The organism is Herbiconiux moechotypicola (assembly GCF_024979255.1).
GTDB lineage: Bacteria > Actinomycetota > Actinomycetes > Actinomycetales > Microbacteriaceae > Herbiconiux > Herbiconiux moechotypicola.
On the sequence record NZ_JANLCN010000005.1, the window covers coordinates 48,589 to 75,097 of the forward strand.

22 protein-coding genes and 2 pseudogenes are annotated in these 26,509 nt (G+C 71.2%); 16 read left to right on the forward strand and 8 right to left on the reverse strand.

The genetic code is table 11. The annotated features are described in order from the left end of the window. Nucleotides 1-191: 191 nt before the first annotated feature. Both N1031_RS09330 and N1031_RS09335 read left to right on the forward strand, forming a co-directional pair. Entirely contained in the window at nt 192-1,376 is a 1,185-nt protein-coding gene (locus tag N1031_RS09330; RefSeq protein ID WP_259479357.1) for a substrate-binding domain-containing protein, read from the forward strand. A 35-nt stretch (nt 1,377-1,411) separates the two neighbouring features. Continuing rightward, nucleotides 1,412-2,686 carry an MFS transporter gene (locus tag N1031_RS09335; protein WP_259479358.1) on the forward strand — a complete coding sequence of 425 codons (1,275 nt, stop codon included), beginning with the start codon at nt 1,412-1,414 and terminating at the stop codon, nt 2,684-2,686. A 45-nt stretch (nt 2,687-2,731) separates the two neighbouring features. Here the strand turns inward: N1031_RS09335 and N1031_RS09340 are convergent, their stop codons facing one another. Genes N1031_RS09340 through N1031_RS09355 form a run of 4 tightly spaced genes read right to left on the reverse strand, consistent with a single transcriptional unit; the run spans nt 2,732 to nt 7,753 of the window. Continuing rightward, a complete protein-coding gene (locus N1031_RS09340; protein WP_259479359.1) occupies nt 2,732-3,502 on the reverse strand; it encodes a GntR family transcriptional regulator in 771 nt (256 codons plus the stop codon). A 59-nt stretch (nt 3,503-3,561) separates the two neighbouring features. After that, entirely contained in the window at nt 3,562-4,908 is a 1,347-nt protein-coding gene (locus tag N1031_RS09345; protein WP_259479360.1) for an NtaA/DmoA family FMN-dependent monooxygenase, read from the reverse strand. Nucleotides 4,909-4,911: 3 nt separating this feature from the next. After that, the gene (locus N1031_RS09350; RefSeq protein WP_259479361.1) at nt 4,912-6,030 is read right to left on the reverse strand and encodes an LLM class flavin-dependent oxidoreductase; all 1,119 of its coding nucleotides are present in this window, start codon (nt 6,028-6,030) and stop codon (nt 4,912-4,914) included. Between the two features lie 43 nt (nt 6,031-6,073). Beyond that, nucleotides 6,074-7,753 carry an asparaginase domain-containing protein gene (locus N1031_RS09355; RefSeq protein ID WP_259479362.1) on the reverse strand — a complete coding sequence of 560 codons (1,680 nt, stop codon included), beginning with the start codon at nt 7,751-7,753 and terminating at the stop codon, nt 6,074-6,076. A 224-nt stretch (nt 7,754-7,977) separates the two neighbouring features. Between N1031_RS09355 and N1031_RS09360 the strand changes: the two genes are divergently transcribed. The 3 genes from N1031_RS09360 (at nt 7,978) to N1031_RS09370 (ending at nt 10,767) form a co-directional block, all read left to right on the forward strand. Continuing rightward, complete coding sequence (locus N1031_RS09360) at nt 7,978-8,394, forward strand: VOC family protein (protein WP_259479363.1); 417 nt, start codon at nt 7,978-7,980, stop codon at nt 8,392-8,394. Nucleotides 8,395-8,500: 106 nt separating this feature from the next. Continuing rightward, complete coding sequence (locus tag N1031_RS09365) at nt 8,501-9,532, forward strand: phosphodiester glycosidase family protein (protein ID WP_259479364.1); 1,032 nt, start codon at nt 8,501-8,503, stop codon at nt 9,530-9,532. Further along, nucleotides 9,529-10,767, forward strand: a complete 1,239-nt coding sequence (locus tag N1031_RS09370) for a glycosyltransferase (RefSeq protein ID WP_259479365.1) — start codon at nt 9,529-9,531, stop codon at nt 10,765-10,767. The genes N1031_RS09365 and N1031_RS09370 overlap by 4 nt, the downstream gene beginning before the upstream one ends. On the opposite strand, the gene N1031_RS09375 is transcribed toward N1031_RS09370, so the two are convergent. Together N1031_RS09375 and N1031_RS09380 are read right to left on the reverse strand one after the other, a co-directional pair. After that, on the reverse strand, nt 10,752-11,504 hold the full coding sequence (locus N1031_RS09375; RefSeq protein WP_259479366.1) for an SDR family NAD(P)-dependent oxidoreductase: 753 nt from the start codon (nt 11,502-11,504) through the stop codon (nt 10,752-10,754). The two genes, N1031_RS09370 and N1031_RS09375, sit on opposite strands and share 16 nt — an antisense overlap. A gap of 145 nt (nt 11,505-11,649) precedes the next feature. Continuing rightward, nucleotides 11,650-11,934, reverse strand: coding sequence for a hypothetical protein (locus N1031_RS09380; protein ID WP_259479367.1), 285 nt, complete (start codon nt 11,932-11,934; stop codon nt 11,650-11,652). Between the two features lie 75 nt (nt 11,935-12,009). On the opposite strand from N1031_RS09380, the gene N1031_RS09385 reads away from it, so the two are divergent. Next, complete coding sequence (locus N1031_RS09385; RefSeq protein ID WP_259479368.1) at nt 12,010-12,540, forward strand: DinB family protein; 531 nt, start codon at nt 12,010-12,012, stop codon at nt 12,538-12,540. A 134-nt stretch (nt 12,541-12,674) separates the two neighbouring features. On the opposite strand, the gene purQ is transcribed toward N1031_RS09385, so the two are convergent. Then, complete coding sequence (gene purQ / locus N1031_RS09390; RefSeq protein WP_259479369.1) at nt 12,675-13,373, reverse strand: phosphoribosylformylglycinamidine synthase subunit PurQ; 699 nt, start codon at nt 13,371-13,373, stop codon at nt 12,675-12,677. Beyond that, nucleotides 13,370-13,663, reverse strand: a complete 294-nt coding sequence (purS, locus tag N1031_RS09395; RefSeq protein ID WP_259479370.1) for a phosphoribosylformylglycinamidine synthase subunit PurS — start codon at nt 13,661-13,663, stop codon at nt 13,370-13,372. The genes purQ and purS overlap by 4 nt, the downstream gene beginning before the upstream one ends. A gap of 204 nt (nt 13,664-13,867) precedes the next feature. On the opposite strand from purS, the gene N1031_RS09400 reads away from it, so the two are divergent. The 10 genes and pseudogenes from N1031_RS09400 to N1031_RS09440 all read left to right on the forward strand — a co-directional run bounded on the left by N1031_RS09400 (nt 13,868) and on the right by N1031_RS09440 (nt 26,486). Beyond that, a complete protein-coding gene (locus tag N1031_RS09400) occupies nt 13,868-16,801 on the forward strand; it encodes an ExeM/NucH family extracellular endonuclease (protein WP_259479371.1) in 2,934 nt (977 codons plus the stop codon). Between the two features lie 170 nt (nt 16,802-16,971). Continuing rightward, a pseudogene (locus N1031_RS09405) lies at nt 16,972-19,143 on the forward strand (5'-nucleotidase C-terminal domain-containing protein); the annotation flags it as partial. Between the two features lie 54 nt (nt 19,144-19,197). Next, a pseudogene (locus tag N1031_RS20555) lies at nt 19,198-19,440 on the forward strand (cell wall-binding repeat-containing protein); the annotation flags it as partial. 42 nt (nt 19,441-19,482) lie between these two features. Continuing rightward, nucleotides 19,483-19,770 (forward strand): cell wall-binding repeat-containing protein, encoded by a 288-nt coding sequence (locus tag N1031_RS20515; protein ID WP_344444402.1) that lies wholly within the window; start codon nt 19,483-19,485, stop codon nt 19,768-19,770. 93 nt (nt 19,771-19,863) lie between these two features. After that, on the forward strand, nt 19,864-21,411 hold the full coding sequence (locus N1031_RS09415; RefSeq protein WP_259479372.1) for a helix-turn-helix domain-containing protein: 1,548 nt from the start codon (nt 19,864-19,866) through the stop codon (nt 21,409-21,411). 193 nt (nt 21,412-21,604) lie between these two features. Further along, nucleotides 21,605-22,639 (forward strand): ABC transporter substrate-binding protein, encoded by a 1,035-nt coding sequence (locus tag N1031_RS09420; protein WP_259479373.1) that lies wholly within the window; start codon nt 21,605-21,607, stop codon nt 22,637-22,639. Nucleotides 22,640-22,643: 4 nt separating this feature from the next. Further along, entirely contained in the window at nt 22,644-23,498 is an 855-nt protein-coding gene (locus tag N1031_RS09425) for an ABC transporter ATP-binding protein (protein ID WP_310795678.1), read from the forward strand. Further along, the gene (locus N1031_RS09430; RefSeq protein WP_259479374.1) at nt 23,495-24,259 is read left to right on the forward strand and encodes an ABC transporter permease; all 765 of its coding nucleotides are present in this window, start codon (nt 23,495-23,497) and stop codon (nt 24,257-24,259) included. The genes N1031_RS09425 and N1031_RS09430 overlap by 4 nt, the downstream gene beginning before the upstream one ends. Further along, the gene (locus tag N1031_RS09435; RefSeq protein WP_259479375.1) at nt 24,256-25,050 is read left to right on the forward strand and encodes an ABC transporter permease; all 795 of its coding nucleotides are present in this window, start codon (nt 24,256-24,258) and stop codon (nt 25,048-25,050) included. The genes N1031_RS09430 and N1031_RS09435 overlap by 4 nt, the downstream gene beginning before the upstream one ends. Next, a complete protein-coding gene (locus N1031_RS09440; protein ID WP_259479376.1) occupies nt 25,047-26,486 on the forward strand; it encodes an amidase family protein in 1,440 nt (479 codons plus the stop codon). Before N1031_RS09435 ends, N1031_RS09440 begins: the two co-directional genes overlap by 4 nt. Nucleotides 26,487-26,509 lie beyond the last annotated feature (23 nt).

Here is a 26,509-nt window from a genome sequence, read left to right on the forward strand (position 1 = left end):
CCGGCCGGGGGGCGCGGGGTGCGCGCCGAGGTGGCGCAAACTCCGCGCATCCGCATTCTGACGCGGATGCGGGGTGGCGCGGGGTGGCGCAACCGATCGTTCTCGGTCGGGAAACACCGGTGCAACGGCGTCGGGTGAGACTGGGCGGGCTCCCCCCGCACCCGACGCACCACTCACATCCTGGAGATCACATGCGCCGTTCCACCCCGAAGATCGCGACCGCGCTCGGCGCCGTCGCGGCCAGCGCCCTTCTGCTCACCGCCTGCAGCTCGGGCTCCACCGCCTCCGAGGGCGACTCGACCGCCGCCGCCGGGCTCGAGATCGGCTCGGTCGACCTCGCCGCCGCGGGCTGCCCCGCGAACGTGGTCATCCAGACCGGCTGGAACCCGGAGGCCGAGCACGGTCACCTCTATCAGCTGCTCGGCGACGACTACACGATCGACGCCACGAACAAGGTGGTCTCCGGGCCGCTCATGGCCTCGGGCGAGTACACCGGCGTCGACGTCGAGATCCGCGCCGGTGGCCCGGCGACCGGCTACCAGTCGGTGACCAGCCTCATGTACACCGACCCCGACATCATGCTCGGCTACGTCTCCACCGACGACGCCATCTCGCAGTCGGCCGAGATGTCCACCACCGCGGTGTTCGCCTCGCACGACATCAGCCCTCTCATGGTGATGTGGGACCCGGCGACCTACCCCGACGCCACCGGCATTCAGGACGTCATGGACGCCGGAGCGGTCGTGCGCTACTTCGACGGCACCGCCTACATGACCTACCTCGTGCAGACCGGCGTGGTGCCGGCCGCCCAGGCCGACGCCTCCTACGACGGCACCCCGGCCTCGTTCGTGGCCGCCCAGGGCACCGCCGCCCAGCAGGGCTTCGCCTCGGCCGAGCCCTACATCTACGAGAACGAGGTCGAGGCCTGGATGAAGCCGGTGACCTACCAGCTCGTCGACGACCTCGGCTACCGCCCCTACCAGGACGCGCTCGCCGTGCGCAGCGACGACCTCGAGGCCGACAGCGAGTGCCTCACCGCGCTCGTGCCGGTGCTGCAGCAGGCGACGGTCGACTACTTCGACGACCCCTCCACCGCGAACGCGCTCATCCTCGACCTGGTCGAGCAGTACGACACGGGCTGGGTCTACTCGCAGGGCGTGGCCGACTACGCTGTGGAGACGATGCTCTCCGAGGGCATCACCGGCAACGGCGACAACGACACCCTGGGCGACTTCGACGAGGAGCGCGTGCAAGACCTCATCGACAAGGTGCTCCCGGTGTTCGCCGAGCAGGGTGTGACCCCGGCCGACGGCATCACCCCGAGCGACCTCGTGACCAACGAGTTCATCGACACCTCGATCGGACTGACCAACTGAGCGACCCCGTCCCCTCCGCGCCCTCCGGCGCGAGCGTGAACGCGCAGGCGATCCTCGTCTGCGCGTTCATCGCGTCTGCCCAGATGACGTGGGGCGTGATCGTCCCGGCCCTGCCGGTGCTGGTGGAGGCGTTCGGCATCGGCGCGGCGAGCATCGGCCTCCTGATCGCCTCGTTCGCCATCGGACGGGTGCTCGCCAACGTGCCGGCCGGGCTGGCGCTGCGCCGCATCCCGCCGCGGCCGTTCCTGCAGGTGGTGTCGCTGCTGCTCGCGGTGGTCACCGCGCTGACAGGGTTCTTGCCGACCGAGCCGTTGCTGCTCGGGGCACGGCTCGTGGCGGGCGTTCTCGGCGGTGCGGCGGTGACGATCGGATTCGCCGTGCTCGTGGCGGGTGCGCCGCCCGCCCGGCGTGGGCGCACGATGGCCACGGCCACGGTGGTGCAGATGAGCGGCTCCGCGATCGGGGCGCTCATCGGCGGTGCCGCGGTCACGGCGATCGGGGTGCAGGGCGCGTTCGTGGTGGCCGTGGTGCCGCTGCTCGCGTGCCTGGCGGTCGACCTCGTGCGGCCGGCGCGGTACTACTGGGCGGCGTTCTCGCGGGCGCGGGCGGCGACGGATGCGCGGGGCGCGGCGGCGCCGGATGATCGGGTCGACGCGGCGACGGATGCGCGGAGCGGCGAGGCCGGCGAGGCTCCTGTCGCCACTCAGGCAGCCTCACGCTTCGGCGGCTCCCGTGCCCTCGTGATCGGCCTCGTCGCCGTCTCCTTCGCCACCTTCCTGGCCCGCTTCGCCGGTGAACAGGGACTCATTCCCGTTCTGGCATACGACGTCGGGGGCCTCACCCCGCTGGGCCTCGGAGTCGCCATGTCGGTCGGTACGCTCGTGAGCATAGGCGCCCTCCCGCTGGTGGGCCGTCTGGTCGACCGCGGTGCCCGGCTGTCGGTGCTCATCCCGGCCAGCCTGGTGTCGGCGGGGTCGCTGCTGCTGTTCCCGGTGCTGCCCGCGCCGATCGCGTTCTCAGCCGTGCTCGTGGCGTACTACGTGGCGACGAGCGTCGCCGGCGTGGTTCCCAACGTCGTGACGGGCGAGCGCTTCTCGCCGGCGGCTGCGGGCGCAGTGGTCGGCTTCACCCGAACGGCGGGCGACATCGGCGCCGCCGTCGGCCCCCTGCTCGTGTTCGCCCTCGCCGACCAGCTCGGCGCGCTCCCCGCCGTCGCCACGATCGCAGCCGTTCTCCTGGCGGCCGTCGCCGTGCTCGCGCCGACGTTGACCCGCCCTCGCGCATCCGAGAACCCCGCCCCTGCTCGCTGAGACGAACCTCGGCAGCGCGGGTGCGGCCTCAGAGCTAGTCCCGGGTCAGAGCTCGTCGCGGGCGGGGGTGAGCTCCACGCGCACCTGGTCGGAGCGCTGCCGCCCGTGGTAGACCATCACCACGTCTCCCGCCGCATCCCGCACCGTGGTCTCGATGAACAGCAGCGGGGTGCCCACCTCGACGGCGAGTAGCTCGGCGGCGGAGAGATCGGCCGAGATGGCGCTGATCTGCCGGGTGGAGCTGAGCGGCCGGTGCCCGAACCGGCCTTCGAGGATCTCGAGCACGTCGTCGTTCGCGTCGGCCGGCGTGAACACGTCGTCAGGCCTGAGCGGCAGGTAGTACGTGCGCAGCGACCCGGGGCGGCCCCGGTACAGCACCACCCGCTCGAACACGGCCATCCTCGCCACCGAGGGGGCGAACACCGTCGCCATCGACCGCGGCACCGCGGTGGTCTCGCGCCAGCCGATGAGCACGTAGTCGTGGTCGGTGGGCGGCGGGTCGATGCGCAGCTTGTCGAGCAACCGGTCGGTGCGCCAGGTGGTGGGGCGGCTGTGGGCGTAGGTGCCCTGGCCGGCGGTGCGGCCGATGGTGTTCTCCTGCACCAGCATCTGCATGGCGATGCGCGCCGTGTTGCGGGTGCAGGAGAACTCGCGCGCGATCTCCTCGTCGGAGGGCAGGCGTTCACCGCCCGCCGTGACGGAGAGCACGAAGGCCGAGACGAGGTCGCGCAGGCGCCTCGCCTCGTCCTGCCGGCGATGCTGGCCCAGGTCGAGGATCTTGTCGTCGGTGAAGGTGCGCCGTCTCGGCTGGTCCACTCAACTCCCCTCTCGGGTCGTGCGGCGACGGCGGCGGGCGGTCGCGCATCCGGTGCCGGCTAGGAGAACGCCGGCACTCCCAGCGTCTCACGGAGCGTCGATCCGTCGTAGGCCGTGCGGAAGCGACCGCGCCGCTGCAGCTCGGGCACGAGCAGCCCTACCACGTCGATGAGGTCGCGCGGGGTCACCTGCGGATGGGCGATCATGAACCCGCCGCGGCTGCCGGATGCCTCGTAGGACTCCTCGAGGTAGTCGGCCACCTCGGCCGCGCTGCCCGCGACGGTGTGCTCGTAGCCGGTGGCCACCTTCCAGAGCCCGTCGAAGAACTCCTCGCGGGTGAGCTCGGTGGTGGCGCCGTACTCGTTCTCGAGGTCGCGGAAGCCCATCGGGCTGGCCTGCTTGGCGATCACCTCGGCCTTCAGCTCCTCGAGTGTGAAGCGCGCGGGCAGCTGCGCGAAGTCGTAGCCGGTGTTGTGGGCGAACTGCGCCGCAGAGGCCTCGGGCGGCAGCAGCTCGGCGAGCTGCTCCTTGCGCCGGCGGGCCTCGTCGGGGGTGTCGCCCACGATGAGGTGGAGGTCCCAGAGGATGCCGACGCGCGAGGGGTCGCGGCCGGCGGCCAGCAGCTCCTCGTCGAGCATGCTGCGGTGGCGCTGCCGGTCGGCGTCGGAGAACGCACCGCCGAACACCACGTCGGCGAACCCGGCCGAGGCGCGGATGCCGCGGGGCGAGCCGCCCGCCTGGATGAGCACGGGCGCCTGCTGCGGGCTCGGCACGGTGTTGAGGGGGCCGGCCACGTCGAAGAACTCGCCGTGATGGTCGATGGGCCGGATGCTGCCGGGTTCGGCCACCATACCGCTCTCGCGGTCCCACACGAACGCGTCCTGGTCGACGCTGCGCCAGAGCTCCTGGCACACATGCACGAACTCCTCCATGCGGCGGTAGCGCTCGTCGTGGTCCATCAGCGCGTCGAAGCCGTAGTTGGCCGCATCCGCCACCCTCGACGAGGTGACCACGTTAAAGGCCATCCGGCCCTTTGTCACGATGTCGAGCGAGTTGAGCAGACGCGCCACGTAGAACGGATGCATGAACGTGGAGGAATACGTCAGTCCGAACCCGATGTTCGTGGTCTCCTGCGCGAGCGCCGCGATGAACGGGCTCATGTCCTGGCGGGGGAAGCCGATGCCCCACTCGACGGCGGGGTCGATGGTGCCGCCGTAGGTGGAGGGGATGCCCGTGCCGTCGCCGAAGAACACCATGTCGAGGCAGCCCCGCTCGGCGGCCAGCAGCAGCTCGCGGTACATGCGCAGGTCGGGGAAGTCGCGCCCGGCCCAGGAGCCGGGGAGGCGCCAGCGACCCTGGTGGTGCGAGAACGAGAGGTCGAGCGCGAGGCTCATCTGGTAGGGCACGGGTCAGCCTTTCGGGGCGGAGACGGTGGGCGCGGTCGCGGCGGTGGGTGCGGCGGCGGTGCGGGTCGGCAGGTGGTCGAGCAACGGCATCACCTCGGTGCCGAAGCGGTCGATGCCCTCCACGAAGTCGTCGAAGGTGAGCATGACGCCCGCGGTGCCGGGCACGGCCGCGATGGCGTTGAGGTGGTCGGCGACCGTCTGCGGCGAGCCGACCAGCGCGCCCCCGCCGTAGAAGGGCGAGATGTCGGCCTTGTGGCTCTCCACCACCATGGCGCTCGAGCCGTCGGTGGAGGTGTCGTTGGAGTACTCGCGGATCATGCCCTGCACCGCGCCCACGTCGACGCCCTTCTGGTAGAGCTCCACCTTGCGTGCCGCATCGGCGTCGGTGTCGCCGAGCACCACCAGGGTCTGCGCGAAGGCACCCGGCGTGCGGCCGAGGCTCTCGCTGGCCTCGGCGAGCAGGGCGTTCGAGGCGGCCACCTGGGCGGCGTCCGACCCGGCGCCGAAGTGGTAGTCGGCGTACTCGGCCACGAAGCGGCGGCCGCGCGACGAGGTGCCGGCCGAGATGAGATCGACGTGCCCGACCGGCTTCGGCAGCACCTCGCAGTCCTCGATGTCGAAGTACTTCCCGTGGAAGGTCACGTGCCCGGTCTCCCACGCGGTGAGCAGGATCTGTGTGAACTCCGAGAGGAAGTCGTAGCGGTAACCGTAGTAGTCGTCGCCCCGCCAGGCGCCCATCTGCGCGTACTCGCTGCGGTTCCAGCCCGCCACCAGGTTGATGCCGAACCGGCCGCCCGACACCTCGTCGATCAGCTGCGCCATCTTCGCCACCACGATCGGGTTGTAGCTGAGCGGTGACACGGTGGCGTAGAGCTTGATGGTGGAGGTGAGCGGCGCGAGCGACGCCATCAGCGTCATCGGGTCGATGGTGTGGTTCCAGTGCTGCGTCTCGCCGCCGTAGCCGCGGTACTTGAGCATGGCGAGGGCGAAGTCGAAGCCGTGCTGCTCGGCCTTCTGCACGATCGTGCGCTGCAGCGCGAAGCTGGGCTCGTACTGCGGCGAGGTGGTGGAGAGGATCCAGCCGTTGTTGCCGACGGGGAGGAAGACGCCGTAGCTGACCATGGGATGTTCCAATCGGGTTTCGGGTGGGCGGGCGGCGAGCGGATCAGTGGGTGTCGAAGACGGTCTGGTACTCGGCCACCTTCGAGCGGATGGCGGCGAGCTCGGCCTCGGTGGGCGCATCCGGGTCGGCCGGCACCGGCAGGGCGCCGAACTTCAGCAGCGCCGCCATGAGCAGGATGCGCGCCTTGGGCGCCGAGAGGTTGCTGCCGCGGATGAGCAGGCCGCCGAGCGTCGCCATGGCGAAGGCGTAGCCCCCGCCGCCGCGACCGACCGACACCACGGGCATGCCGCGGAACACGGCCTGCAGCAGCGCGGCGCGCATCGACTCGTATACGCCTCCGTAGGGTGCGGAGCCCTCGGCCACGATCCCGGCGAGCGGGTGGTCGCGCAGGTTCTTCTCGATGCGGGCGAGGATCTCGACCTCACTGTCGGCGGAGTCGGAGAAGTCGTCCTGCCCGTAGTTCACGTAGCGCGCCACGGTCACCTTCGGCATCGCCTCGGGCAGCAGGTGCCCCTTCTCCGAGAGCGTCGTGACGGGCTCGCCGTGCAGGCCGGTGACGGATGCGGGCAGCCGGTCGAGCGTGAGAGCCGAGGTGTGCGTGTGCTTGGCGACCGGCACGAACTGCAGCACCGGGTCTTCGACGGTGTTGCCCACGATGCCCCCGTGCCCGCCCCAGGCCACGTAGCCGCCGGGGCGCGCATCCGCCTTCATCACCTCACGCGAGGTGAACACCTGCCCGTTCTGGATCATGACGGTGCCCACGCGGTCGTCGCCGTTCTCGTCGGCCCACACGCGCGAGGCGATGTAGGCGGTCGACTGCACGAGGTTGTGGTCGCCGTCGTTGCCGAACACGCCGTGCCCGTACTGCGAGCAGTTGCCGATGAGGGGGCGGCGGGTGGGGATGAGGAGGTTGAACCAGTAGACGGTCTCCTCGGTGGTGGGGCTGCCCTCGAGCCAGATGGCGCCGTCGTAGTCGCCGGATGCGAGGGTCTCGTAGACGATGTTGGTGAGCGTCGCGAGCGTGGGCAGCGCGGGCTCCTGCCGCATCGGCATGTAGGGGAAGAAGTTCTCGCCCAGCACCTCGGGGGCGAGGTCGCCCGGCTCGCCGCGGAAACCGGCGGGGGTGGGGGTGTCGGTGCGGTCGGCCGCCGCCTGCCCCTTCGTGTAGCCGCCCGAGGGGGCCGCCCGCACGAAGTCGAAGTCGGCGAGCTCGCCCATCAGGTTGTTGGCGCCGTAGCCGTCGAGGCCGAAGTGGTCGATCTCGTTCACGATGCGCGAGGCGTCGGGGTAGAAGAGCTGGCGTGCGGTGCCGTTGTCGTCGAAGGGGCCGTTCCAGGGCTCGCCGTTGGCCTGGGTGGCCGCGTAGGGGAGCGGGAAGGGGCCGTCGGCGGGGTCGAGGGTGACCTTGTAGACCGCGGTGCCGCCGGCGATCTCGGTCTCACTGAACTCCCCGGTGGCGGGGTCGAGCCAGCCGTCGACGGGGCCGTAGAGCTCGGCAGAGTCGCGCTCGAGCGGATGCGCGGAGAAGGCCGCGACGTACGCGGTGACGGGCGCGGCGAGATGCTGCGACCGCAGCGACTCGGGCTGCGTGTCGTCGGCACCGCTCAGGCCCCTGGCGCGGCGCACCGACTGGCTGGTGCGGAGCGCGGCGCTGTTCTGGATGGTCGCGCGCGGCCCGGAGAAGATCACCACGCGGGCACGGCGGTCGGGTGAGAAGCTCATGCCCGAAGCGTACGGCGGGCCTGTTTCGCGTCAGTTGCCGCCGTGTGACCGAGGCGCTTCGCCACCTCGAAGGCCCCTCGATCGGCATGATTCCGGGCCGCCCGACGCGCTGCGCCGTCTCACCGGCTGTTCACCACGGGTATGTGTACAGCGTTCACATGGGGCGATAGAGTGCTGTCGAGCGCGCGGTCGCGGTGACCGGCGCCGAACCGTGAGGAGCCGCCATGAGCACGAATCTCAACCCGTACATCAGCTTCAAGGGCGAGGCCAAGGAGGCGATGGAGTTCTACAGGTCGGTGCTCGGCGGCGAACTCACCGCGAGCACCTTCGACGACTTCCAGATGCCGGTCGCAGAGGGCGAGGGCGGTCTGGTCATGCACTCCCAGCTCGTCACGCCCGGCGGACTCGTGCTGATGGGCTCCGACACCCCCACCGGAATGGACTACACGCCGGGCACCAACGTGACCATCGCCATCAGCGGTGAGGACATCGACGAGCTGCGCGGCTACTTCGACGGTCTGTCGGAGGGCGGCACCCTGTTCGTGCCGTTCGAGAAGGCCCCGTGGGGCGACTACTACGGCCAGTTCACCGACAAGTTCGGGATCGTGTGGATGGTGAACGGCGGCAGCGCGCCGCAGTAGAGCACCCGTGGCGGGCTCGCGGCTCTTGGTGGGCTCATAGGGACTCATAGGCTCCCGCGAGCCCGCCCGAGTGGGGCGCCTGAGATCGGCGCGTAGCAAAGGGGGTATGAACCGCACACCCCGCACACTCCGGCGCCCCCGTCGCCGCACGGTGGTCATCGCGGCCTCGGCGCTCACCGTCGCCCTCACGCTCGGCGGCGGGGCGACGTGGGCGCTCGACCGCTACGTCATCGAGCACGTCGAGATCTCCGACGTCGACGCTTACGAAGCCGCTCAGTCCGGCACGAGCGACTCGGGCGACACGTCCGAGGCCGGCACCGGAACCGGCACCGACGAGGCCGCGACCGATGCGACCGACGGCACCGCCGCATCCGGAACCGTCACGGGCACGAGCTACACCTCCGACGACGCCTCGATCGAGATCTCCACCGTCGTCACCGGCTCGGGCGATGACACCGTCACGTACTACGTCGCCGACGTCACGCTCTCCGACGCGACCGTGCTGCGCTCGGCGTTCGCGCAGAACTCCTTCGGCGAGAACATCACCGAGACCACCTCGGAGACGGCCGAGGACAACGGCGCGATCTTCGCGATCAACGGCGACTACTACGGCTTCCGCGACACCGGGATCGTCATCCGCAACGGCGTCGTCTACCGCGACGAGGGTGCCCGCGAGGGCCTCGCGTTCTACACCGACGGCACCGTCGAGGTGTACGACGAGACCACCACCACGGCCGAGCAGCTGGTGGCCGACGGGGTGTGGAACACGCTGAGCTTCGGCCCCGCGATCGTCGAGGACGGCGAGATCGTCGACGGCATCGAAGACGTCGAGGTCGACACGAACTTCGGCAACCACTCCATCCAGGGCGAGCAGCCGCGCACGGCGGTGGGGGTGATCGACGAGAACCACCTCGTCTTCGTGGTGGTCGACGGGCGCAGCCCCGGCTACAGCACCGGTGTCACCATGACCGGGCTGGCCGAGATCATGCAGTCGCTCGGCGCCACCACCGCCTACAACCTCGACGGCGGCGGCTCGTCGACCATGTACTTCGACGGCGAGCTCGTGAACGATCCGCTCGGCAAGGGCGAGGAGCGGGGCACCTCCGACATCCTCTACATCGCCGGGAGCGCGTCGTGATCGTGCTCGTGCCCTCCTACGAGCCGGATGCGCGGCTGCTCGACCTCGTCGACGAGCTGGTCGCCACGGTGCCGGAGGCGACGGTCGTGGTGGTCGACGACGGCAGCGGGCCGGGCTACGGGCTGGTGTTCGACGCGGTGCGGGCGCGCGGGGCCGAGGTGATCGGCTTCGCCGTCAACCGCGGCAAGGGGGCGGCGCTCAAGGCGGGCTTCGCGCACGTGCTGGAGCACCACCCGGGCGAGACCGTGGTGTGCGCCGACAGTGACGGGCAGCACCGGGTGCCCGACATCGTGCGGGTCGCCGAGCGGGCGGAGAGTTATGCGCCGGTGCGGGTGGAGCGGATGCTCGTGGCGAGCGGCGCGGGCGGGGGTGCGGGCGGCGGTGCGGGCGGTCGCGGTGGCGGCGGCGGTGCCGTCGGCGGGCTCGAGCACGCGCCGGAAGCGCAGCCCCCGGACGGCGCCGCGGACGAGCGGGTGATCGTGCTCGGCGGGCGGCGGTTCTCGGGCCGCGTGCCGGCGCGCAGCCGGCTCGGCAACGCCGTCTCGAGGCGTCTGTTCTCGGCGGCCGCCGGCATCCGGGTACACGACACCCAGACGGGCCTGCGGGCGTACCCGCCGAGCGTGCTGCCGTGGCTGCTCACCGTGAAGGGCGAGCGGTTCGAGTACGAGCTCGAGATGCTGCTCGCTGCGCGTGATGAGGGTGTGCGGCTGGAGGAACTGCCGATCGAGACGGTGTACCTCGAGCACAACGCCTCGTCGCACTTCAGGCCGGTCGTCGACTCGGTGCGGGTGCTGCGACCGTTCGCACGGTTCGTGCTGTCGTCGCTGACGGCGTTCGCGATCGACCTGCTGATGCTGCAGCTGCTCGTGGCCACCACGGGGTCGTTGCTCGTGGGGGTGGTGGGGGCGCGGCTGGTGAGCGCCGCGGTCAACTTCACGGTGAACCGGCGGCTCGTGTTCTCGGGGCCTGGTGTCCGACCCGGTGCCGGCCGACGCTCGCTCGCCGATGCCGCCCTGCGGTACGCGGCGCTCGCCGTCGTGCTGCTCGCGGCGAACTACGCGCTGCTCAGCGGTGCCGTCGCGCTCGGCGTGCCCCTGCTCGTGGCCAAGGTCGGAGTCGAGCTCACGCTCTACCTCGCGGGCTTCGCCGTGCAGCGCACCCTCGTGTTCGGGCGGGCCCGGCGGATGCGCGGTGTGGCGACCGCGCATCCGCCGACCGGTCAGTGGGCGGAGTAGCCGCCGTCGACGAGGTGGTAGCTGCCCGAGATGAACGAGGCCTCGTCGCTGAGGAGGAAGAGGGTGAGCGCCGCGACCTCCTTGTCGGTGCCGAGGCGGCCGGTGGCGTGCTCGGCCTCGAGCGCGGTGAGCGCCTCGGGGGTGAGGCTCGCCCGCACGAGCGGGGTGTCGATGAAGCCGGGGCCCACCGCGTTGGTGCGCACGCCCTGGGCGGTGTACTCGAGCGCGGCCACCTTGGTGAGCCCGAGCAGCGCGTGCTTGCTCGCCACATAGGCGGCGTTCTGCGCGATGCCCACGGAGCCGAGCACCGACGCCATGTTCACGATCGCGCCGCCGCCGGAGGCGACGATGGCCGGCAGCTGGAAGCGCAGGCCGTAGAACACGCCGTCGAGATCGACCGCGCGCACGCGGTCCCAGGCGGCGATGTCGTACTCGCCGATGGGCTGGGGCGCCGCGCCGATGCCGGCGTTGTTCACGGCGAGGTGCAGGCCGCCGAAAGTCTCCTGCGCGAAAGCGACGGCCGCCTCCGAGTCCTCCCACTTCGCCGTGTTCTGCGCGAAGGCCGCTGCCCTGCCTCCGGCGGCGGTGATCTCGTCGACCACGGTCTGGGCGGCCTCCAGCTTGATGTCGGTGACCACCACGGCGGCGCCCTGTGCGGCGAGCTCGCGTGAGATCTCCGCTCCGATTCCGCTTCCACCGCCGGTGACGATCGCCACCTTGTTGTCGAACCTGGCCACGACGACCACTTCCTCACTCGTGTCGACCCGGACCACCCGCGACGACCAGCCGCGCGCATCCGGGCATTTCAATACTTACGTATTGATACAACCACGAGCCGGCCGAGACCTTCCCGAACAGGTCGGCCTGGACGATCGGGCCCGCTCAGGAGGAGTGCTTGGACGACCGCTTGGCGACCAGCGCATCCTTCTCGGCCTTGAGTGACGCGACCGTCTGGGCGTCGAGACCGGGATCGGGGATGTCGAGGAACGGGCTCTCGCTCCCCGTGCGCGAGTGCAGCACCGAGGAGTACGCGATCGCGGCGCTGCGCACACGGGCGGTAGCGCGGTCGCGCTTGCCGCGGGTGCTCTTCGGGTCGTCGAGCACCTCGACGTGCTTCTCGAGAGCCTTGACGAGCTCCTTCAGTGCGGTCTTCGTCTTCTTCGCCATGAGGCACATTATGCAGGTCGCAGGTGAACGGAACACACGGTTCCGGATGCGCGCGACGGCGGGTACGGTCGAGGCATGACGAGCGGCGGCACGAGCACCGGCACCCTCCCCGACGACGACCGCCCGCAGGCGCCCGAGCGAGGCGGCGAACGGGAGTCGATCGAGGGCTTCCTCGACTTCCAGCGCGCCTCCGTGGTGTGGAAGGCCACCGGGCTGAGCGACGCGGATGCGGCGAAGCAGCTGCTGCCGAGCATCACGACGGTATCGGGGCTCATCAGGCATCTCGCCGACGTCGAGCGCTCGTGGATGCGCGAAGACCTGGCGGGGGAGCAGGGCGTGCCGTACCGATGGTCGGAGGAGGACCCCGACGGCGAGTTCCGGGTGACGGCCGACGACAGCCTGGCCGCCATCATCGCCGACTACGAGGCCGCCTGCGCCGAGTCGCGCGAGGTCGCCGCGCGCTTCCACCTCGACGACCGCAGTGCCGCCCAGGAAGGGCGGTTCACCCTGCGCTGGATCCTGCTGCACCTCACCGAGGAGACGGCCCGCCACCTCGGCCACATCGACATCCTCCGCGAACTCCTCGACGGCGCCACCGGCGAGTGACGCGCGTCTCGCTGGGCGACGACTTCGCCACGTGAGACGGCGATCGGGCCCACTATGGCGCCGGGTGCGGTCTGGCGTGGCGAAGTGGGCGCGGCGGAGCCGCGGGTGGTGCGGCGCAGGCGGTGGGGCCGAGGTCAGGCGGCGAGGAGGGCCGTGAGGGCAGAGGTGAACATGGTGAGGCCGTCGACGCCCGAGCGCATGGCGGCGGGGGTGTCGGGGCCGAAGCCGGCCTCGATCGCGTGCTCGGGGTGCGGCATGAGGCCCACCACGTTGCCGCGCTCGTTGGCGATGCCGGCGATGTCGTGGAGGGAGCCATTGGGGTTCACGCCGACGTAGCGGAACACCACGCGCCCCTCGCCCTCGAGCCGCTCGAGGGTCTCGGCCGAGGCGATGTAGCCGCCCTCGCCGTTCTTCAGCGGGATGGTGATCTCCTGGCCGGCGGTGTACCCGTTCGTCCAGGCGGTGGAGGTGTTCTCGACGCGCAGCACCTGGTCGCGGCAGATGAACGAGCCGTGGTCGTTGCGGATGAGTCCGCCCGGCAGCAGGTGCGCCTCGGTGAGCATCTGGAAGCCGTTGCAGATGCCGAGCACGGGCACGCCGCGCTCCGCCGCCGCCACGACCTCGCGCATGATCGGCGAGTGCGAGGCGATGGCGCCGCAGCGCAGGTAGTCGCCGTAGCTGAAGCCGCCGGGCAGCACGACGGCGTCGACGCCCTGCAGGTCGTGGTCGCCGTGCCAGAGGGCGACGGCCTCCGCGCCGGCGAAGCGCACCGCGCGCTGGGCGTCGCGGTCGTCGAGCGAGCCCGGGAAGGTGACGACGCCGACGCGGGTCACGCGAGGGCTCCGGATGCGCCGCTCGCGCTGTGGGCACCGGCCTCGTCGACGACGGTGATGTTCACGACGTCTTCGATGACCTGGTTCGACAGCAGCTCGTCGGCGATCTCGCGCACGCTGGCGAGCACCGTCTCGTCGACCGGGCCGTCGACCGTGAGCTCGAAGCGCTTGCCCACCCGCACGTCGGTGAAGGCGCTCTGGCCGAGGCGCCCGAGGGCTCCTGCCACGGCCTTGCCCTGGGGGTCGAGCAGCTCGGCTTTGGGCATCACGTCGACGACGATCTTCGGCACGGGGACTCCAGCTTTCGGCGGGGCGGCGGGGAGGACCGCTCAAGTCTACCCGGCATCAGCCGGGCGCAAGGGGTTGCACGCGGCCCCTCGAGCCCATTAGCCTGATGCCCCCCATAGGGGTGACGTTCATTCAGTTTTATTGAGTTAACCTGCTGGAAATGTTTAGTCTTTCTTTCGTTATCGAACCCTCCTAGCATGGGCCGCATGCAGCTGCCCTCACGGAGACCGCACCTGGCCGTTTCAGCGTCGATCGCCGGGGGAGTGCTGTTCGCGGCCTGCCTCGGGGCCGTCGCCCCCGCATCCGCCGCCCCTCTGCCGGGCATCGCGCCCGCAGCGGCGGCCGCAGCCCCGGCTGCCGCGGTCGCCGCCGCGGGCGATACCCACACCATCGCCGAGCTGCAGGGCACGGGCGACTCCTCGCCGTTCGCCACCGACGACGAGCCCGAGGTCACCACCTCCGGCATCGTCACCGCCGCCTACCCCACCGGCGGCTTCCGCGGCTACACCCTCCAGACGCCGGGGACGGGCGGCGAACTCGATCTCGCCGCGCACACCGCCTCCGACGGCATCTTCGTCTACTCCTCCGCCACCGTCGGCGAGGTGGAGATCGGCGACTACGTGCAGGTCACGGGCGTCGTCTCCGAGTACTTCGGGCTCACCGAGCTCACCGTCGGCGCGGGTGACGCGGTGGTGCTCGACGAGGAGGCCGAGCCGGTGCTCCCCGCCGAGATCGTGCTGCCCGGCGACGCCGCCGGCCGCGAGACCCTCGAGAGCATGCTGCTGCTGCCGCAGGGCGACTTCACCGTCTCCAACACCTACAGCACCAACCAGTACGCCGAGATCGGCCTCGCGGTCGGGGACACCCCGCTCATCACGCCCACCGAGATCGCCCGCCCCGGCACGGCGGCCTACGACGCCGCCGTGGCCGACAACGCCGCCCGCGCGGTCACCCTCGACGACGGGTCGAGCATCGACTTCCTCGGCGCCGACGCCAACAAGGACATCCCGCTCCCCTACCTCACCGACGTGCCCACGATCACCGTCGGCTCCACCGCCACCTTCACCGAGCCGGTCGTGCTCGACTACCGCTTCAGTGCCTGGAAGTTCCAGCCCACCTCCCAGCTCGTGGCCGGTGGCACCCTGCCCGCCGAGTTCACCGACGTGCGGCCGGCGGCTCCGGGTGAGGTGGGCGGCGACATCCGCATCGCCGGCTTCAACGTGCTGAACTACTTCACCACCACGGGCGACTCGCTCGAGGGCTGCACCTTCTACACCGACCGCGACGGCGCGAACGTGACCGTCGACGACGGCTGCGACGCCCGCGGTGCGGCGGAGGCCGACGACCTCGAGCGGCAGCAGGCGAAGATCGTGGCCGCCATCAACGGCCTCGGTGCCGACGTGGTGTCGCTCGAGGAGATCGAGAACTCGGTGAAGTTCGGCGACGACCGCGACACCTCATTGGCCGCGCTCGTGGACGCGCTCAACGCGGGCCTCGCCGACGGCGAGGACGCCTGGGCCTACGTGGCCTCGCCCGAGGCGTCGGCGCTGCCCGACGTGGAGGCGCAAGACGTCATCCGCACCGCCTTCATCTACAAGCCGTCCGCGGTGTCGCCGGTGGGCGCATCCCGGGTTCTTCTCGATGAGGCGTTCGACAACGCACGTCAACCGCTGGCCCAGGAGTTCGAGCCGGCGGGCGGCGGCGATGCCTTCCTCGCGATCGTGAACCATTTCAAGTCGAAGAGCTCGGGCGAGGGTGCCGACGCCGACCAGGGCGACGGCCAGGGCGGATCCAACGCCTCGCGGGTGGCGCAGGCGAACGCCCTGCTCGCCTTCTCCGACGGGCTGCAGACCGAGCTCGGCACCACCGACGTCTTCCTCATCGGCGACTTCAACGCCTACACGATGGAGGACCCGGCGGTGGCGATCACCGACGCCGGCTACACCGACCTCGGTGCGGGCACGGGGGATGACGGCGCCGCGGAGTACAGCTACTCGTTCAGCGGCCAGAGCGGCTCGCTCGACCACGTCTACGCCTCGCCGACCGCGGCCGAGAAGGTGACCGGTGTCGACATCTGGAACATCAACTCGGGCGAGTCGATCGCCAAGGAGTACAGCCGCTACAACTACAACGCCACCGACTTCTACGACGAGAGCGTCTACCGCTCGAGCGACCACGACCCCGTGGTGGTGGGCTACGAGCTCACCGGCACCGGGCCGGAGGAGCCCGGTGAGCCGGTGACCGACCGCCTCTCGGGTGCCGACCGCTACGAGAGCGCGGTCGCGGCTTCGCTCGCGGGCTGGCCCGAGGGTGCCGACACGGTCTACGTGGTGTCGGGCGAGGTGTTCCCGGATGCGCTCTCCGCGGCTCCGGCCGCCGCCGCGGCGGGTGCACCCGTGCTGCTCGTGCCGCAGGGCGGCGTGCCCGCCGCGGTGCAGGCCGAGCTCGCCCGCCTCGAACCGTCGTCGATCGTGGTGGTGGGCGGAGCGAGCTCGGTGTCGCCCGCGGTGGCCGACAGCCTCGGGCTGGTGGCGCCGGTCACCCGCCTCGAGGGCGCCGACCGCTACGCCACCTCCCGCGCCGTGGCCGAGGCGGCCTTCGGTGCCGACGGGGCCGGGGTCGCCGTGCTGGCGGCGGGCGCCAACTTCGCCGACGCTCTCTCGGCGGGTGCCGCGGTCGGCTCGGCCGGCCCCGTGCTGCTGGTCGACGGAGCCGCCGGCGGGCTCGACGACGCCACGGTCGAGCTGCTCGCCGCGCTCGGTGCCGACGAGATCGACATCGCGGGCGGTCCTGCCTCGGTCTCCGACGGCATCCTCGCCGAGGCGGGAGTCATCGCCCCGGCCGAGCGGCTCGGCGGCGCAGACCGCTACGACTCGTCACGCGTCATCACGGCCCACTTCTTCGACGCGGCCGACCGGGTGCTGCTCGCGACCGGGCTGTCGTTCCCGGATGCGCTGGCCGGCTCGGCGCTGGCGGCCCACCTGGGCTCTCCGCTGCTGACGGTGCCCGGCGACTGCGTGCCGCTCGAGACCCTCGACCTGATCGCCGAGCTGGGCGCCGGCCAGGTGACGCTGCTCGGAGGCGAGTCGACGCTCACGCCGGCCGTCGCCGAGCTCGACGCCTGCGGCGCCGTCGGCTGAGCATCCCGACCCACCCGACCACTGACTCACCCGGACCACTGCACGAGAAAGCGATGAGGAGACACATGTCACAGCCACCCACGAGGCCGCTCAAGGCGGCGCTCGCGACCTTCCTCGGAGGTGCGCTGCTCGCCGCGCCCCTCGTCGGGTTCGCCTCGTCCGCATCCGCGGCGCCGGCCGAGGGAACGGTCGAGCTCAACCTGATCGACATCAACGACTTCCACGGGCGCATCGACGCCAACACCGTGAAGTTCGCCGGTACCATCGAGCAGCTGCGCGAGCAGGGCGGCGAGGAGAACTCGCTGTTCATCTCCACCGGTGACAACGTGGGCGCCTCGCTGTTCGCCTCGGCGTCGGCCGAGGACCAGCCCACCATCGACGTGCTCAACGAGCTCGAGCTCTCGGCCAGCGCCGTGGGCAACCACGAGTTCGACCGCGGCTTCGCCGACCTCACCGACCGCATCGTGGGCGACGGCCCCAACGCCGAGTGGGACTACCTGGGCGCGAACGTCTACCTCGCCGGCACCGAGACCCCGGCCCTGCCGGAGTTCGCGCTCGAGCAGGTCGACGGCCTGACCGTGGCGATCGTGGGCGCCGTCACCGAGGAGACTCCGACGCTGGTGTCGCCCGGCGGCATCTCCACCCTCTCGTTCGGCGACCCGGTCGCGGCCGTGAACCGCGTCACCGACCAGCTCACCGACGGCGACGAGTCCAACGGCGAGGCCGACGTCATCATCGCCGCCTACCACGAGGGCGCCGGAGCGGGCACCCCCGACGGCGCGACCCTCGAGGAGGAGGTCGCCGCGGGCGGCGCCTTCGCCTCCATCGTCACCGAGACCTCGGCCAAGGTGGCCGCGATCTTCACCGGCCACACCCACAAGCAGTACGCCTGGGACGCTCCCCTGCCCGGCGAGACCGGCGTCACCCGCCCCGTGCTGCAGACCGGCAGCTACGGCGAGAACATCGGCAACGTGGTGCTCACCCTCGACGCCGAGACCGGCACGCTGGAGAGCTACACGGCGCAGAACGTCGCCCGCACCACGGTCGACGACGCCGCCCTCGTGGCCGAGTACCCGCGCGTGGCCGAGGTGAAGGCCACGGTCGACGCGGCGCTCGCCGCGGCCGAGGTGATCGGCAGCCAGCCCAAGGGCTCGGTCACGGCCGACATCACCACCGCGTTCGGCGGCGGATCGTACGTCGACGGCGTGTGGACCGGCGGCACCCGTGACGACCGCGCCTCCGAGTCGACCCTCGGCAACCTCGTGGCGAACTCGCTCGTGTCGAGCCTCGGCTCGGCCGACCGCGGCGGCGCCCAGATCGGCGTCGTGAACCCCGGTGGTCTCCGCGCCGAGCTCTTCGAGGGCGAGGACGGCGTCATCACCTACGCCGAGGCCAACGCGGTGCTGCCCTTCGTGAACAACCTCTGGACCACGAGCCTCACCGGCGCCCAGTTCAAGACCGTTCTCGAGCAGCAGTGGCAGACCAACGCCGACGGCACCATCCCGTCGCGCCCCTACCTGCAGCTCGGCCTCTCCGACAACGTGAGCTACACCTACGACGCCGCCGCGGCGCAGGGCTCGCACATCACGGGCATCTGGATCGACGGCGAGCCGATCGACCCCGCCGCCTCCTACCGGATCGGGTCGTTCAACTTCCTGCTCCAGGGCGGCGACAACTTCCGTGAGTTCACGGCCGGCACCGACACCCGCGACTCCGGTCTCATCGACCGCGACGCGTGGATCGCCTACCTCGAGGCCAACCCGGGCCTGGCGCCCGACTTCGCCCGCCACGCGGTGGGGCTGACGGATGCGACCGAGTCGGCCTCGATCGGCGAAGACGTCTCCGCCACGGTGTCGGGTCTCGACCTCACCTCGCTCGGCAGCCCCCAGAACACCTCGCTCGAGGTGAGCTGGGAGGGCTCGGCCGCCACCTTCGCCGACGTGCCCGTCACCGACGGTGCGGCCACGGTCACCGCCGAGGTGCCCGCCGACGCCACCATCGCGAGCGAGCTCGTGCTCACCGCGCAGCCGAGCGGAACCGTCGTCCGGGTCGCGGTCACGGTGCCCGACGGTCTCCCGTCGACCGACCGCCTCGCGGGCGCCGACCGCTACGACACGGCGGTCGCCGCCTCGCAGTCCGGTTGGCCCACGGGCGCATCCACCGTCTACGTCGTCGCGGGTGAGACCTTCCCCGACGCCCTCTCGGCGTCGCCGGCCGCGGCCGGTGCGGATGCGCCCATCCTGCTCACGACGGCGGGCTCGCTGCCGGGCACGGTCGCCGACGAGATCGCGCGCCTCGACCCCGAGAGCATCGTGGTCGTCGGAGGGGCGAACTCGGTGTCGGCCGGTGTCGAGACGGCGCTCTCGGCGATCGCGCCGGTGACCCGCATCCAGGGTGCCGACCGGTTCGAGACCTCGCGCCTCGTGGCGGAGTCCGCGTTCGGCGAGGGAGCCCCCGAGGCCGTCGTGGCCGCCGGAGCGAACTTCGCCGACGCACTCTCGGCCGGCGCGGCGATCGACGGCGCCGGTCCCGTGGTGCTCGTGAACGGCACCGCCTCGACCCTCGACGCGGCGACCACCGCCCTGCTCGAGGGCCTGGGCGCCGACGAGATCGCCGTCGTCGGCGGCGAGACCTCGGTCTCGGCCGGCGTCTTCGACGACGTCTCCGACATCGCCGACGCCGTGCGCCTCGGCGGGGTCGACCGCTACGAGTCGTCGCGGCTCATCAACGCCCACTTCTTCGACAGCGCCGACCAGGTGCTGCTGGCGACGGGCGTGAACTTCCCCGACGCGCTCTCGGGCTCGGGCCTGGCCCCGAAGTGGGACGCCCCGCTGTTCACGGTGCCCGGCACGTGCATCCCGGCCGACACCCTGGCGCAGATCACCGCGCTGGGTGCCACGGGCGTGACGCTGCTCGGTGGCGAGAACACCCTGTCGCCGGCCGTGGAGGAGCTCGCGGTCTGCGACTGACCCGCTGACCGCCTCTCGACGAGAACCTCCCGGTACCCGCTCGGTGCCGGGAGGTTCTCGCGTTCACGAGCTCCGGATGCGAGAGAATGCCGTGTGAGGATCGCACAGCTCGTGAGGGAGAGCGGGTTCGACCTCACTGTGCTCGCCGGCACCGAGGAGGCGCTTCAGCGCGAAGCCGAGGGAGCGTTCCTCACCGACCTGACCGACCCCGGCCGCTTTCTGGGTCACGGGGTCGTGGTGTTCAGCAACGGCCAGTGGGCGCGGAGCCCCGAGGGGGTCGAGCGTTTCACGACGGCTCTCGCCGCCGCCGGGGCGACGGCGCTCGTCATCGGGCTGCTCGAGATCGGGAGCGTGCCCGACGCGGTGATCGCCCGCTGCCGCGCCCTGGACATCCCGCTGATCGTGACCGGCGACGACGTGGCGTACAGCGAGGTCGCCGCGTACATCCTGGAGTCGCTGGAGTCCGACGTGGCGCGCACCATCGCCCAGGAGTTCGGATTCGTGCGGCGGCTCGCGGTGCAGCCCCTCGGTGCGGATCGTCTCGACAGCGTGCTCCGCCAGTTCGCGGCCGAGTTCGAGGTGGACTGCTGGCTGATGGATGCGGCGGGTGCCGTGATCGGCTCGGCAGGAGCGCCCCTGGCCGCCGACGATGCCGTCGCTGCCTGGCACGCGGCACGGCGTTCGCCGTCGCACGCTGTCGATCTCGCGCTCGGCGGCGACGCCACGCGGGTGTGGACGCTCGCCTCGCGAGACACCACGGCGGCCGCTCACTTCGGTGTGAGGCACCGTGACCCCGAGCGGCTGCCCCAGCCCGACTCCGTGCTGGTGCTCTCGTTGCGCAACGTGCTCGAGGCGGCCCTGGCCGAGCTGCAGTTCGAACAGACCCGCGCGCGGGAGGGGGTGCGCCGGCTGGTGCAACGGTTCGGGCAGGAGGGCGTGACCGCGATCGACCTCTTCGCGCACTACCGAAGCGAGGGCGCCAACCCCTCGCGTCCCTCCTGCGTGGTGGTGGCGGCCGCGGGCGATGCCACCCTCCCCGCCGAGGCCGTGCTGGCGATGGTGACTGCGGCGTTCGACGGCCCCGGCGTCACCCTGGGCACGACGGTCGACCGTCGTGCGATCGTGTTCGTCAACGGTCCCGAACGCCTCGGCGCGGAGGAACTCGACCGGGCGGCCGCACGTCTCGGCGACGCGCGGGGGCTCCTCGGCGGGTCGCGGTTGCGCGTCGGCGTGAGCGACGTGGTGCGCAACGTCGGCGAACTGCCCGAGGCCCTCGCGCAAGCGGGCGACCGGTTGCGGGGGATCGTCGACGACGGGCAGATCGTGCTCGGGGTGGACGCGACGGCGCAGACCCACCGATCCCTGCTCGGGCTGATCGACGCCGATCGGGTGAGCAGTTTCCACGCGGCGCTCCTCGGTGTGCTCGAGGAGTACGACCGCCGGCACGGGAGCGCCCTGATCGAGTCGCTCCGCACGTTCCTCTCCACCAACGGCGTGTGGCTCACGGCCGCCGAGGCGCTCCACATCCACCCGAACACCCTGCGCTACCGCATGAGGAGGGTGGAGGAGCTGACCGGGCGGAGGCTCGATTCGCCCGAGGACCGTCTGGACTTCGCGCTCGCGCTCTCCGTGCACGGCTGAGACTCGCGCGCACATCGGCAACAGAGACGAAACACGGGCGAAACCCCATGCGCAGAATTCACAAACGGATGCTCGCCCACACGCTCTGATTCCGTCGCGGTGCCGTGACGGCAGGGCGTGCGGGTTTGTTCGGATAGAGGAGTCCTGCACCTCACCCTCCCGGCTTCGACCGGATCGCACAGGAAGACCCTCCATGAGACTCACCCGCACACCCGTCCTCGCGCTCGCCGCCGCCGCAGCGCTCAGCCTCACCGGATGCGCCTCGGCCGCCACGTCGGAACCCGCCGGGGACGACACCCTCGGCTCCGTGACGATGCAGCTGGGCTGGATCGACAACAACCAGTTCGCCGGGGAGTACATGGGCCTCGAGCAGGGCTACTTCGAGCAGGCCGGTCTCGGCGAGGTCACCCTCACGCCCGGCGGATCCTCGGCCACGGCGGCCGAGGCGGCGGTCACGAGCGGCAGCGCCCTTCTCGGCATCGGCGACGTGTTCAAGACCGCGGCCGCCATCGAGCAGGGCGGGGACCTCGTCGTCATCGGCGCGACCTACCAGAAGAACCCGTTCGCGCTGATCTCGATGTCGTCGAACCCGATCGACACCCCCGCCGACCTGGTCGGCAAGACCATCGCGCTGCCCGACACCGACACCCTCCAGTGGCAGGAGTTCCTGCGCGCGAACGGCATCGACGAGTCGACCGTCAGCACCGTGCCCTACACCTTCGACTCCTCCATCCTCACCTCGGGCCAGGTCGACGGCCTGCTCACGTACACGACTGTCGGTTCGAGCCTGCTCAACTCGCTCGGCTTCCAGACCCAGGAGTTCCTGCTCGCAAACAACGGGCTGCCGCTCTACGGCGACCCGATCGTGACCACCCGCACCCTGCTCGAGACCCATCGTGCCGAACTGAAGGCCTTCCTCACCGGCACCATCGAGGGCTGGTACTGGGCGCTCGCCCACCCGGAGGAGGCCAACTCGATCACGAACAGCGTGTACGCGGCCGAGCAGAACTACGACGACGCCTCGCAGATGCTCGCCATGAACGCCCAGATCCCGCTCATCGAGACCCCCGAGACCGCCGCGGCGGGCATCCTCTCCCTCACCCCCGAGCTCACCGCCGCCAACGCCGCACTCATCCAGGAGGCGGGTCTCGACGTCACCGCGGAGCAGCTGTTCGACGGATCGTTGATCGCCGAGATCTACGCCGAGAACCCCGACCTTCTCGGTTGAGACCATGAGCACCGCCATGACCACACCGTCGGTTGCCTCGAGCACGCCGACCGCCACCTCGCCGGGCGCGATGCCGGGCATCCTGCTCGACGCGGTGTCGAAATCGTATCGGGTGCGGCGCGACACCGTCGTCGCCGTGGAGGGCGTCTCCCTGGAGGCGCCCTCCGGGGCCTTCATCTCGCTGATCGGGCCCTCCGGATGCGGCAAGTCGACGATCCTGCGCATGCTCGCGGGTCTCGACACCCCCACCTCCGGCCGTCTCGCGGTGAACGGCGAGGCGATCACCGCCGCCTGGCGGCGACAGCACCTCGGGATCGCGTTCCAGGACTCGGCGCTGCTGCCCTGGCGCGACGTCACCTCGAACATCCGCCTGCCGCTCGAGGTGGCCGGGATGAAGGCCGACCCCGCCCGCATCCAGCACCTGATCGACCTGGTGGGCCTCGGCGGCTTCGAGCACGCCAAGCCGGCTCAGCTCTCCGGCGGCATGCGGCAGCGGGTGTCGATCGCGCGGTCGCTGGTGTCGGAGCCGTCGATCCTCCTCCTCGACGAGCCGTTCGGCGCACTCGACGACATGACGCGCCAGCGGCTGAACCTGGAGCTCCAGCGCATCTGGATGGAACGCCGCATCACCACGCTCATGGTCACCCACGGCATCGGCGAGGCCATCCTGCTCTCCGACCGGGTGGCGATCATGTCGGCCAGGCCCGGCCGCATCGTCGAGATCGTCGACGTCGACCTGCCGCGGCCTCGGACGCTCGAGACGATGCGCAGCCCCGAGTTCCACGAGCTGTTCGACCGTCTGTCCGAACTCCTCTTCGCCGGACGATCGGGCGAGCCCGGTGCGGCGGGCGCCGCATGACGGCGACCGCCACGCGCCTCGCGCTCCCGCTGGCCGTCGCCGTCGTCGCGGCGGGTGCCTGGTGGGCCGTCGCCGACCTCTTCGGCGTCACCGCGCTAGCCTCTCCGCCGCGCCTGGCCGAGCAGTTCGTCGCCGACGGCCCCGGTTTCTACGCCCTGCACGCGGCGGCGACCTTCGGCCGGGCGGCTCTGGGCTTCGTCGTGGGGAACGGGGTGGCCCTCCTGACCGCGTTCCTCGTGCTCGTCATCCCCGGCATCGAGCACCACGTGCTGCAGATCGCCGTGATCGCGCAGTGCCTTCCCCTGGTCGCGATCGGTCCGCTCGTCATGATCATCTTCGGGGGCGAGGCCTCGGCCGTCTTCCTCTCGGCTCTCCTGGTCTCCTACCCCACGCTCATCTCCGTGATCGCGGGGGCGAAGTCGGCGTCGCCGGCCTCGATCGACCTGGTGCGCGCCTACGGCGGTGGGCGGCTGTCGCAGCTCAGGATCGTCAGGGCGATGACCGCGCTGCCGTCGATGCTGTCGGCCCTCAGGATCGCCGTACCCGCCGCCGTCCTCGGCGCCGTGATCGGCGAGTACCTCGGGGGCATCAGCACCGGGCTCGGGGTCGCCATGAGCTCCGCGCAGTACCAGATGGGTGTGGCGCGGCTGTGGAACCTGGCCCTCGTCACGGTCGCCGTCACCCTGCTCGCCTACCTGGTCGCCGCAGTGGCCGAACGGATGCTCACCCCGTGGGCAGGGTACGCCCGGGTCCGGGCATGAGCCGGGGTGTCGCCGCCGCTCTGCGCCAGCTCCTCCTCATCGCGGTGTCGGCCGTCGCGGCGACGGGCCTCTGGATCGCCGTGCTGGAATCGTTCCGGGTGAGCCCGCTGCTCGGGGCACGGCCCTGGGCCGTCTGGGCCTACCTGTCCGACGGCGCCGAAGGAGCCGGCAGGCGGGCCGTGCTGCTCGGGCAACTGGGCGAGACCCTCGCCCACGCGTCGGTGGGTCTGCTGGCCGCAATGGTCTCGGCCTTCCTGCTCGCGGCGGCGTTCGCGATGGTGCAGCTGCTCGAGACGGCCCTCACGCCGCTGCTCCTGGTGCTCCGTACCGTCCCCGTCGTCGTGCTCACGCCCGTGATCACCATCGTGGTGGGCAATGGCCTCGGGGCGGTCGTGGTCATCGTCTTCCTGGCCGTGTTCTTCCCCTGCGTCTTCCTCATGCTGCAGGGCATGCGGAGTGCCCGGAGGGAGCAGCTGGATCTGCTCGAGGCCTACGGCAGCGGGTCGTGGGGCCTGCTGGTCAGGCTCCGTCTCCCCGCCGCGGTTCCCTCGATCTCGGCCTCGTTCCGGGTCGCGATCCCGATCGCCGTCACCGGCGCGATGCTCGCCGAGTGGCTCGCCACCGGAGACGGCCTGGGCGGCGCGATCTCCCGGGCGTCGGGCAGTTTCGACTACACGCTCATGTGGTCGGCCATGGTGCTCATCACCGTGGTGACCGCCGTGGCGTACGCGTCGGCGACCGTGCTCGACGAGGTGCTCCGGGCTCGATTCGGGCAGCTGGGCGACGGATGAGCCGGGTCGTCGGCGACACGGGTGCCGCACGTGGCTCCCGGGTCGCGGTGGAGGAGCTGCCCGCCGGCTTCGAGATCACGGCAGCGCTGCGGCGCGGCGACCTCTCCGCGGTGGAGGTCGTGACGGAGCGCATCTCCCGGATCGACTCGCTCGACCCTCTGCTGGGAGCGCTGACCGATCGCGACCTCGACTCCGCCGTGCGAGCGGCGGAGCGGCTCGACCGCGACCGCGCCCGCGGGGTGCCTCAGAGCCCGCTCGCCGGCTGGCCCGTCACCGTCAAGGACTCCTTCGACGTCGCCGGGTTCCGCACCACGGTCGGCCGCGCCTCCGACGCCCGGATGCCGGAGCACGATGCACCCGTGGTCCGTCGTCTCCGCGACAGCGGAGCGATCATCCTCGGCAAGACGAACGTGCCCGTGATGCTCGACGACTACCAGTCGAGCAATGCCGACTTCGGGGTGACCCGCAATCCGTGGGACCCTTCACGATCCCCTGGAGGTTCGTCTGGCGGGGCCGCGGTCGCGGTGAGTTCGGGCATGTCCGTCGCCGATCTGGGCAGCGATCTCTACGGGTCGATCCGCATGCCCGCGGCCTGGTGCGGCATCTACGGTCATCGACCCACGAACGGGTTGATCTCGAAGCTCGGTCACATGCCGGGCAGACCGGATGCGCGACTGGAGCCGTCGCTGTCGACCGTGGGGCCGATGGCCGACCACCCGCGTGACCTGCTCCTGCTGTTCCAGGCACTGGTGGGGCTCGAGACGCCGGTGCCGGCTGGTCGGTCGCTCGTGCTGCCGGCCGCCCGGCACCGGAGCCTGAGGGGCATCAGGATCGGTCTCTGGATCGAGGAGCCGTCCGCCCCGATCGACGAGGAGACCGGGGCCGCCTTCGCCGCCCTGGCCGGGGCGCTCCGCGACGCCGGGTGCGTGGTGACCGAGCTGCGCGGCACCCCGCTCAGCTCCGCGGCGACCCTCGAGCTGCTCGACGTGCTGAAAGACATCGAGCTGGCGCACAATCTGGAGCCCGCGGCAGGGCGCGGCCGGCTCGACGTCGCGGCGGTGTGGGCGGCCTGGGAGCAGCAGCAGCGGCTGAGCGAGAGATGGACCGGTCTCTTCGACACCCTCGATTTCGTGGTGGCGCCCGCCACGTTCGGCGCGGCGCCGCCCCTGTCGGAGCAGCCGGAGGACGAGCGCTGGGTCGAGTTCCACGGCACGCGCACCAGGGCCATGGACTTCCACGCGGCGTGGAGCAAGCTCACCAATGTGCCGAGGGCTCCGGCGACCGTGGTGCCGATCGGTCTCGGCCGGGAGAGCCGGCTCCCGATCGGTGCCCAGATCATGGGACCGTACCTGGCCGATCTGAGCACTCTGCAGCTCGCCGTCCTGCTCGAGGAGGAGGGCGTCGTCGGTGCCCGGCAGCTGACCAGGCAGTGGTGAACCCTTCCTGAGCGATACCTCCT

Excerpts from the sequence above, each read along its gene's own strand:
- N1031_RS09380 (WP_259479367.1), bottom strand. The coding sequence starts at position 11,934 with ATGGCGAAGAAGACGAAGACCGCACTGAAGGAGCTCGTCAAGGCTCTC.
- N1031_RS09355 (WP_259479362.1), bottom strand. The coding sequence starts at position 7,753 with ATGAGCTTCTCACCCGACCGCCGTGCCCGCGTGGTGATCTTCTCCGGG.
- N1031_RS09425 (WP_310795678.1), top strand. The coding sequence starts at position 22,644 with ATGAGCACCGCCATGACCACACCGTCGGTTGCCTCGAGCACGCCGACC.
- N1031_RS09430 (WP_259479374.1), top strand. The coding sequence starts at position 23,495 with ATGACGGCGACCGCCACGCGCCTCGCGCTCCCGCTGGCCGTCGCCGTC.
- N1031_RS09365 (WP_259479364.1), top strand. The coding sequence starts at position 8,501 with ATGAACCGCACACCCCGCACACTCCGGCGCCCCCGTCGCCGCACGGTG.
- N1031_RS09360 (WP_259479363.1), top strand. The coding sequence starts at position 7,978 with ATGAGCACGAATCTCAACCCGTACATCAGCTTCAAGGGCGAGGCCAAG.
- N1031_RS09385 (WP_259479368.1), top strand. The coding sequence starts at position 12,010 with ATGACGAGCGGCGGCACGAGCACCGGCACCCTCCCCGACGACGACCGC.
- N1031_RS09400 (WP_259479371.1), top strand. The coding sequence starts at position 13,868 with ATGCAGCTGCCCTCACGGAGACCGCACCTGGCCGTTTCAGCGTCGATC.
- N1031_RS09330 (WP_259479357.1), top strand. The coding sequence starts at position 192 with ATGCGCCGTTCCACCCCGAAGATCGCGACCGCGCTCGGCGCCGTCGCG.
- N1031_RS09435 (WP_259479375.1), top strand. The coding sequence starts at position 24,256 with ATGAGCCGGGGTGTCGCCGCCGCTCTGCGCCAGCTCCTCCTCATCGCG.
- N1031_RS09350 (WP_259479361.1), bottom strand. The coding sequence starts at position 6,030 with ATGGTCAGCTACGGCGTCTTCCTCCCCGTCGGCAACAACGGCTGGATC.
- N1031_RS09420 (WP_259479373.1), top strand. The coding sequence starts at position 21,605 with ATGAGACTCACCCGCACACCCGTCCTCGCGCTCGCCGCCGCCGCAGCG.
- N1031_RS09440 (WP_259479376.1), top strand. The coding sequence starts at position 25,047 with ATGAGCCGGGTCGTCGGCGACACGGGTGCCGCACGTGGCTCCCGGGTC.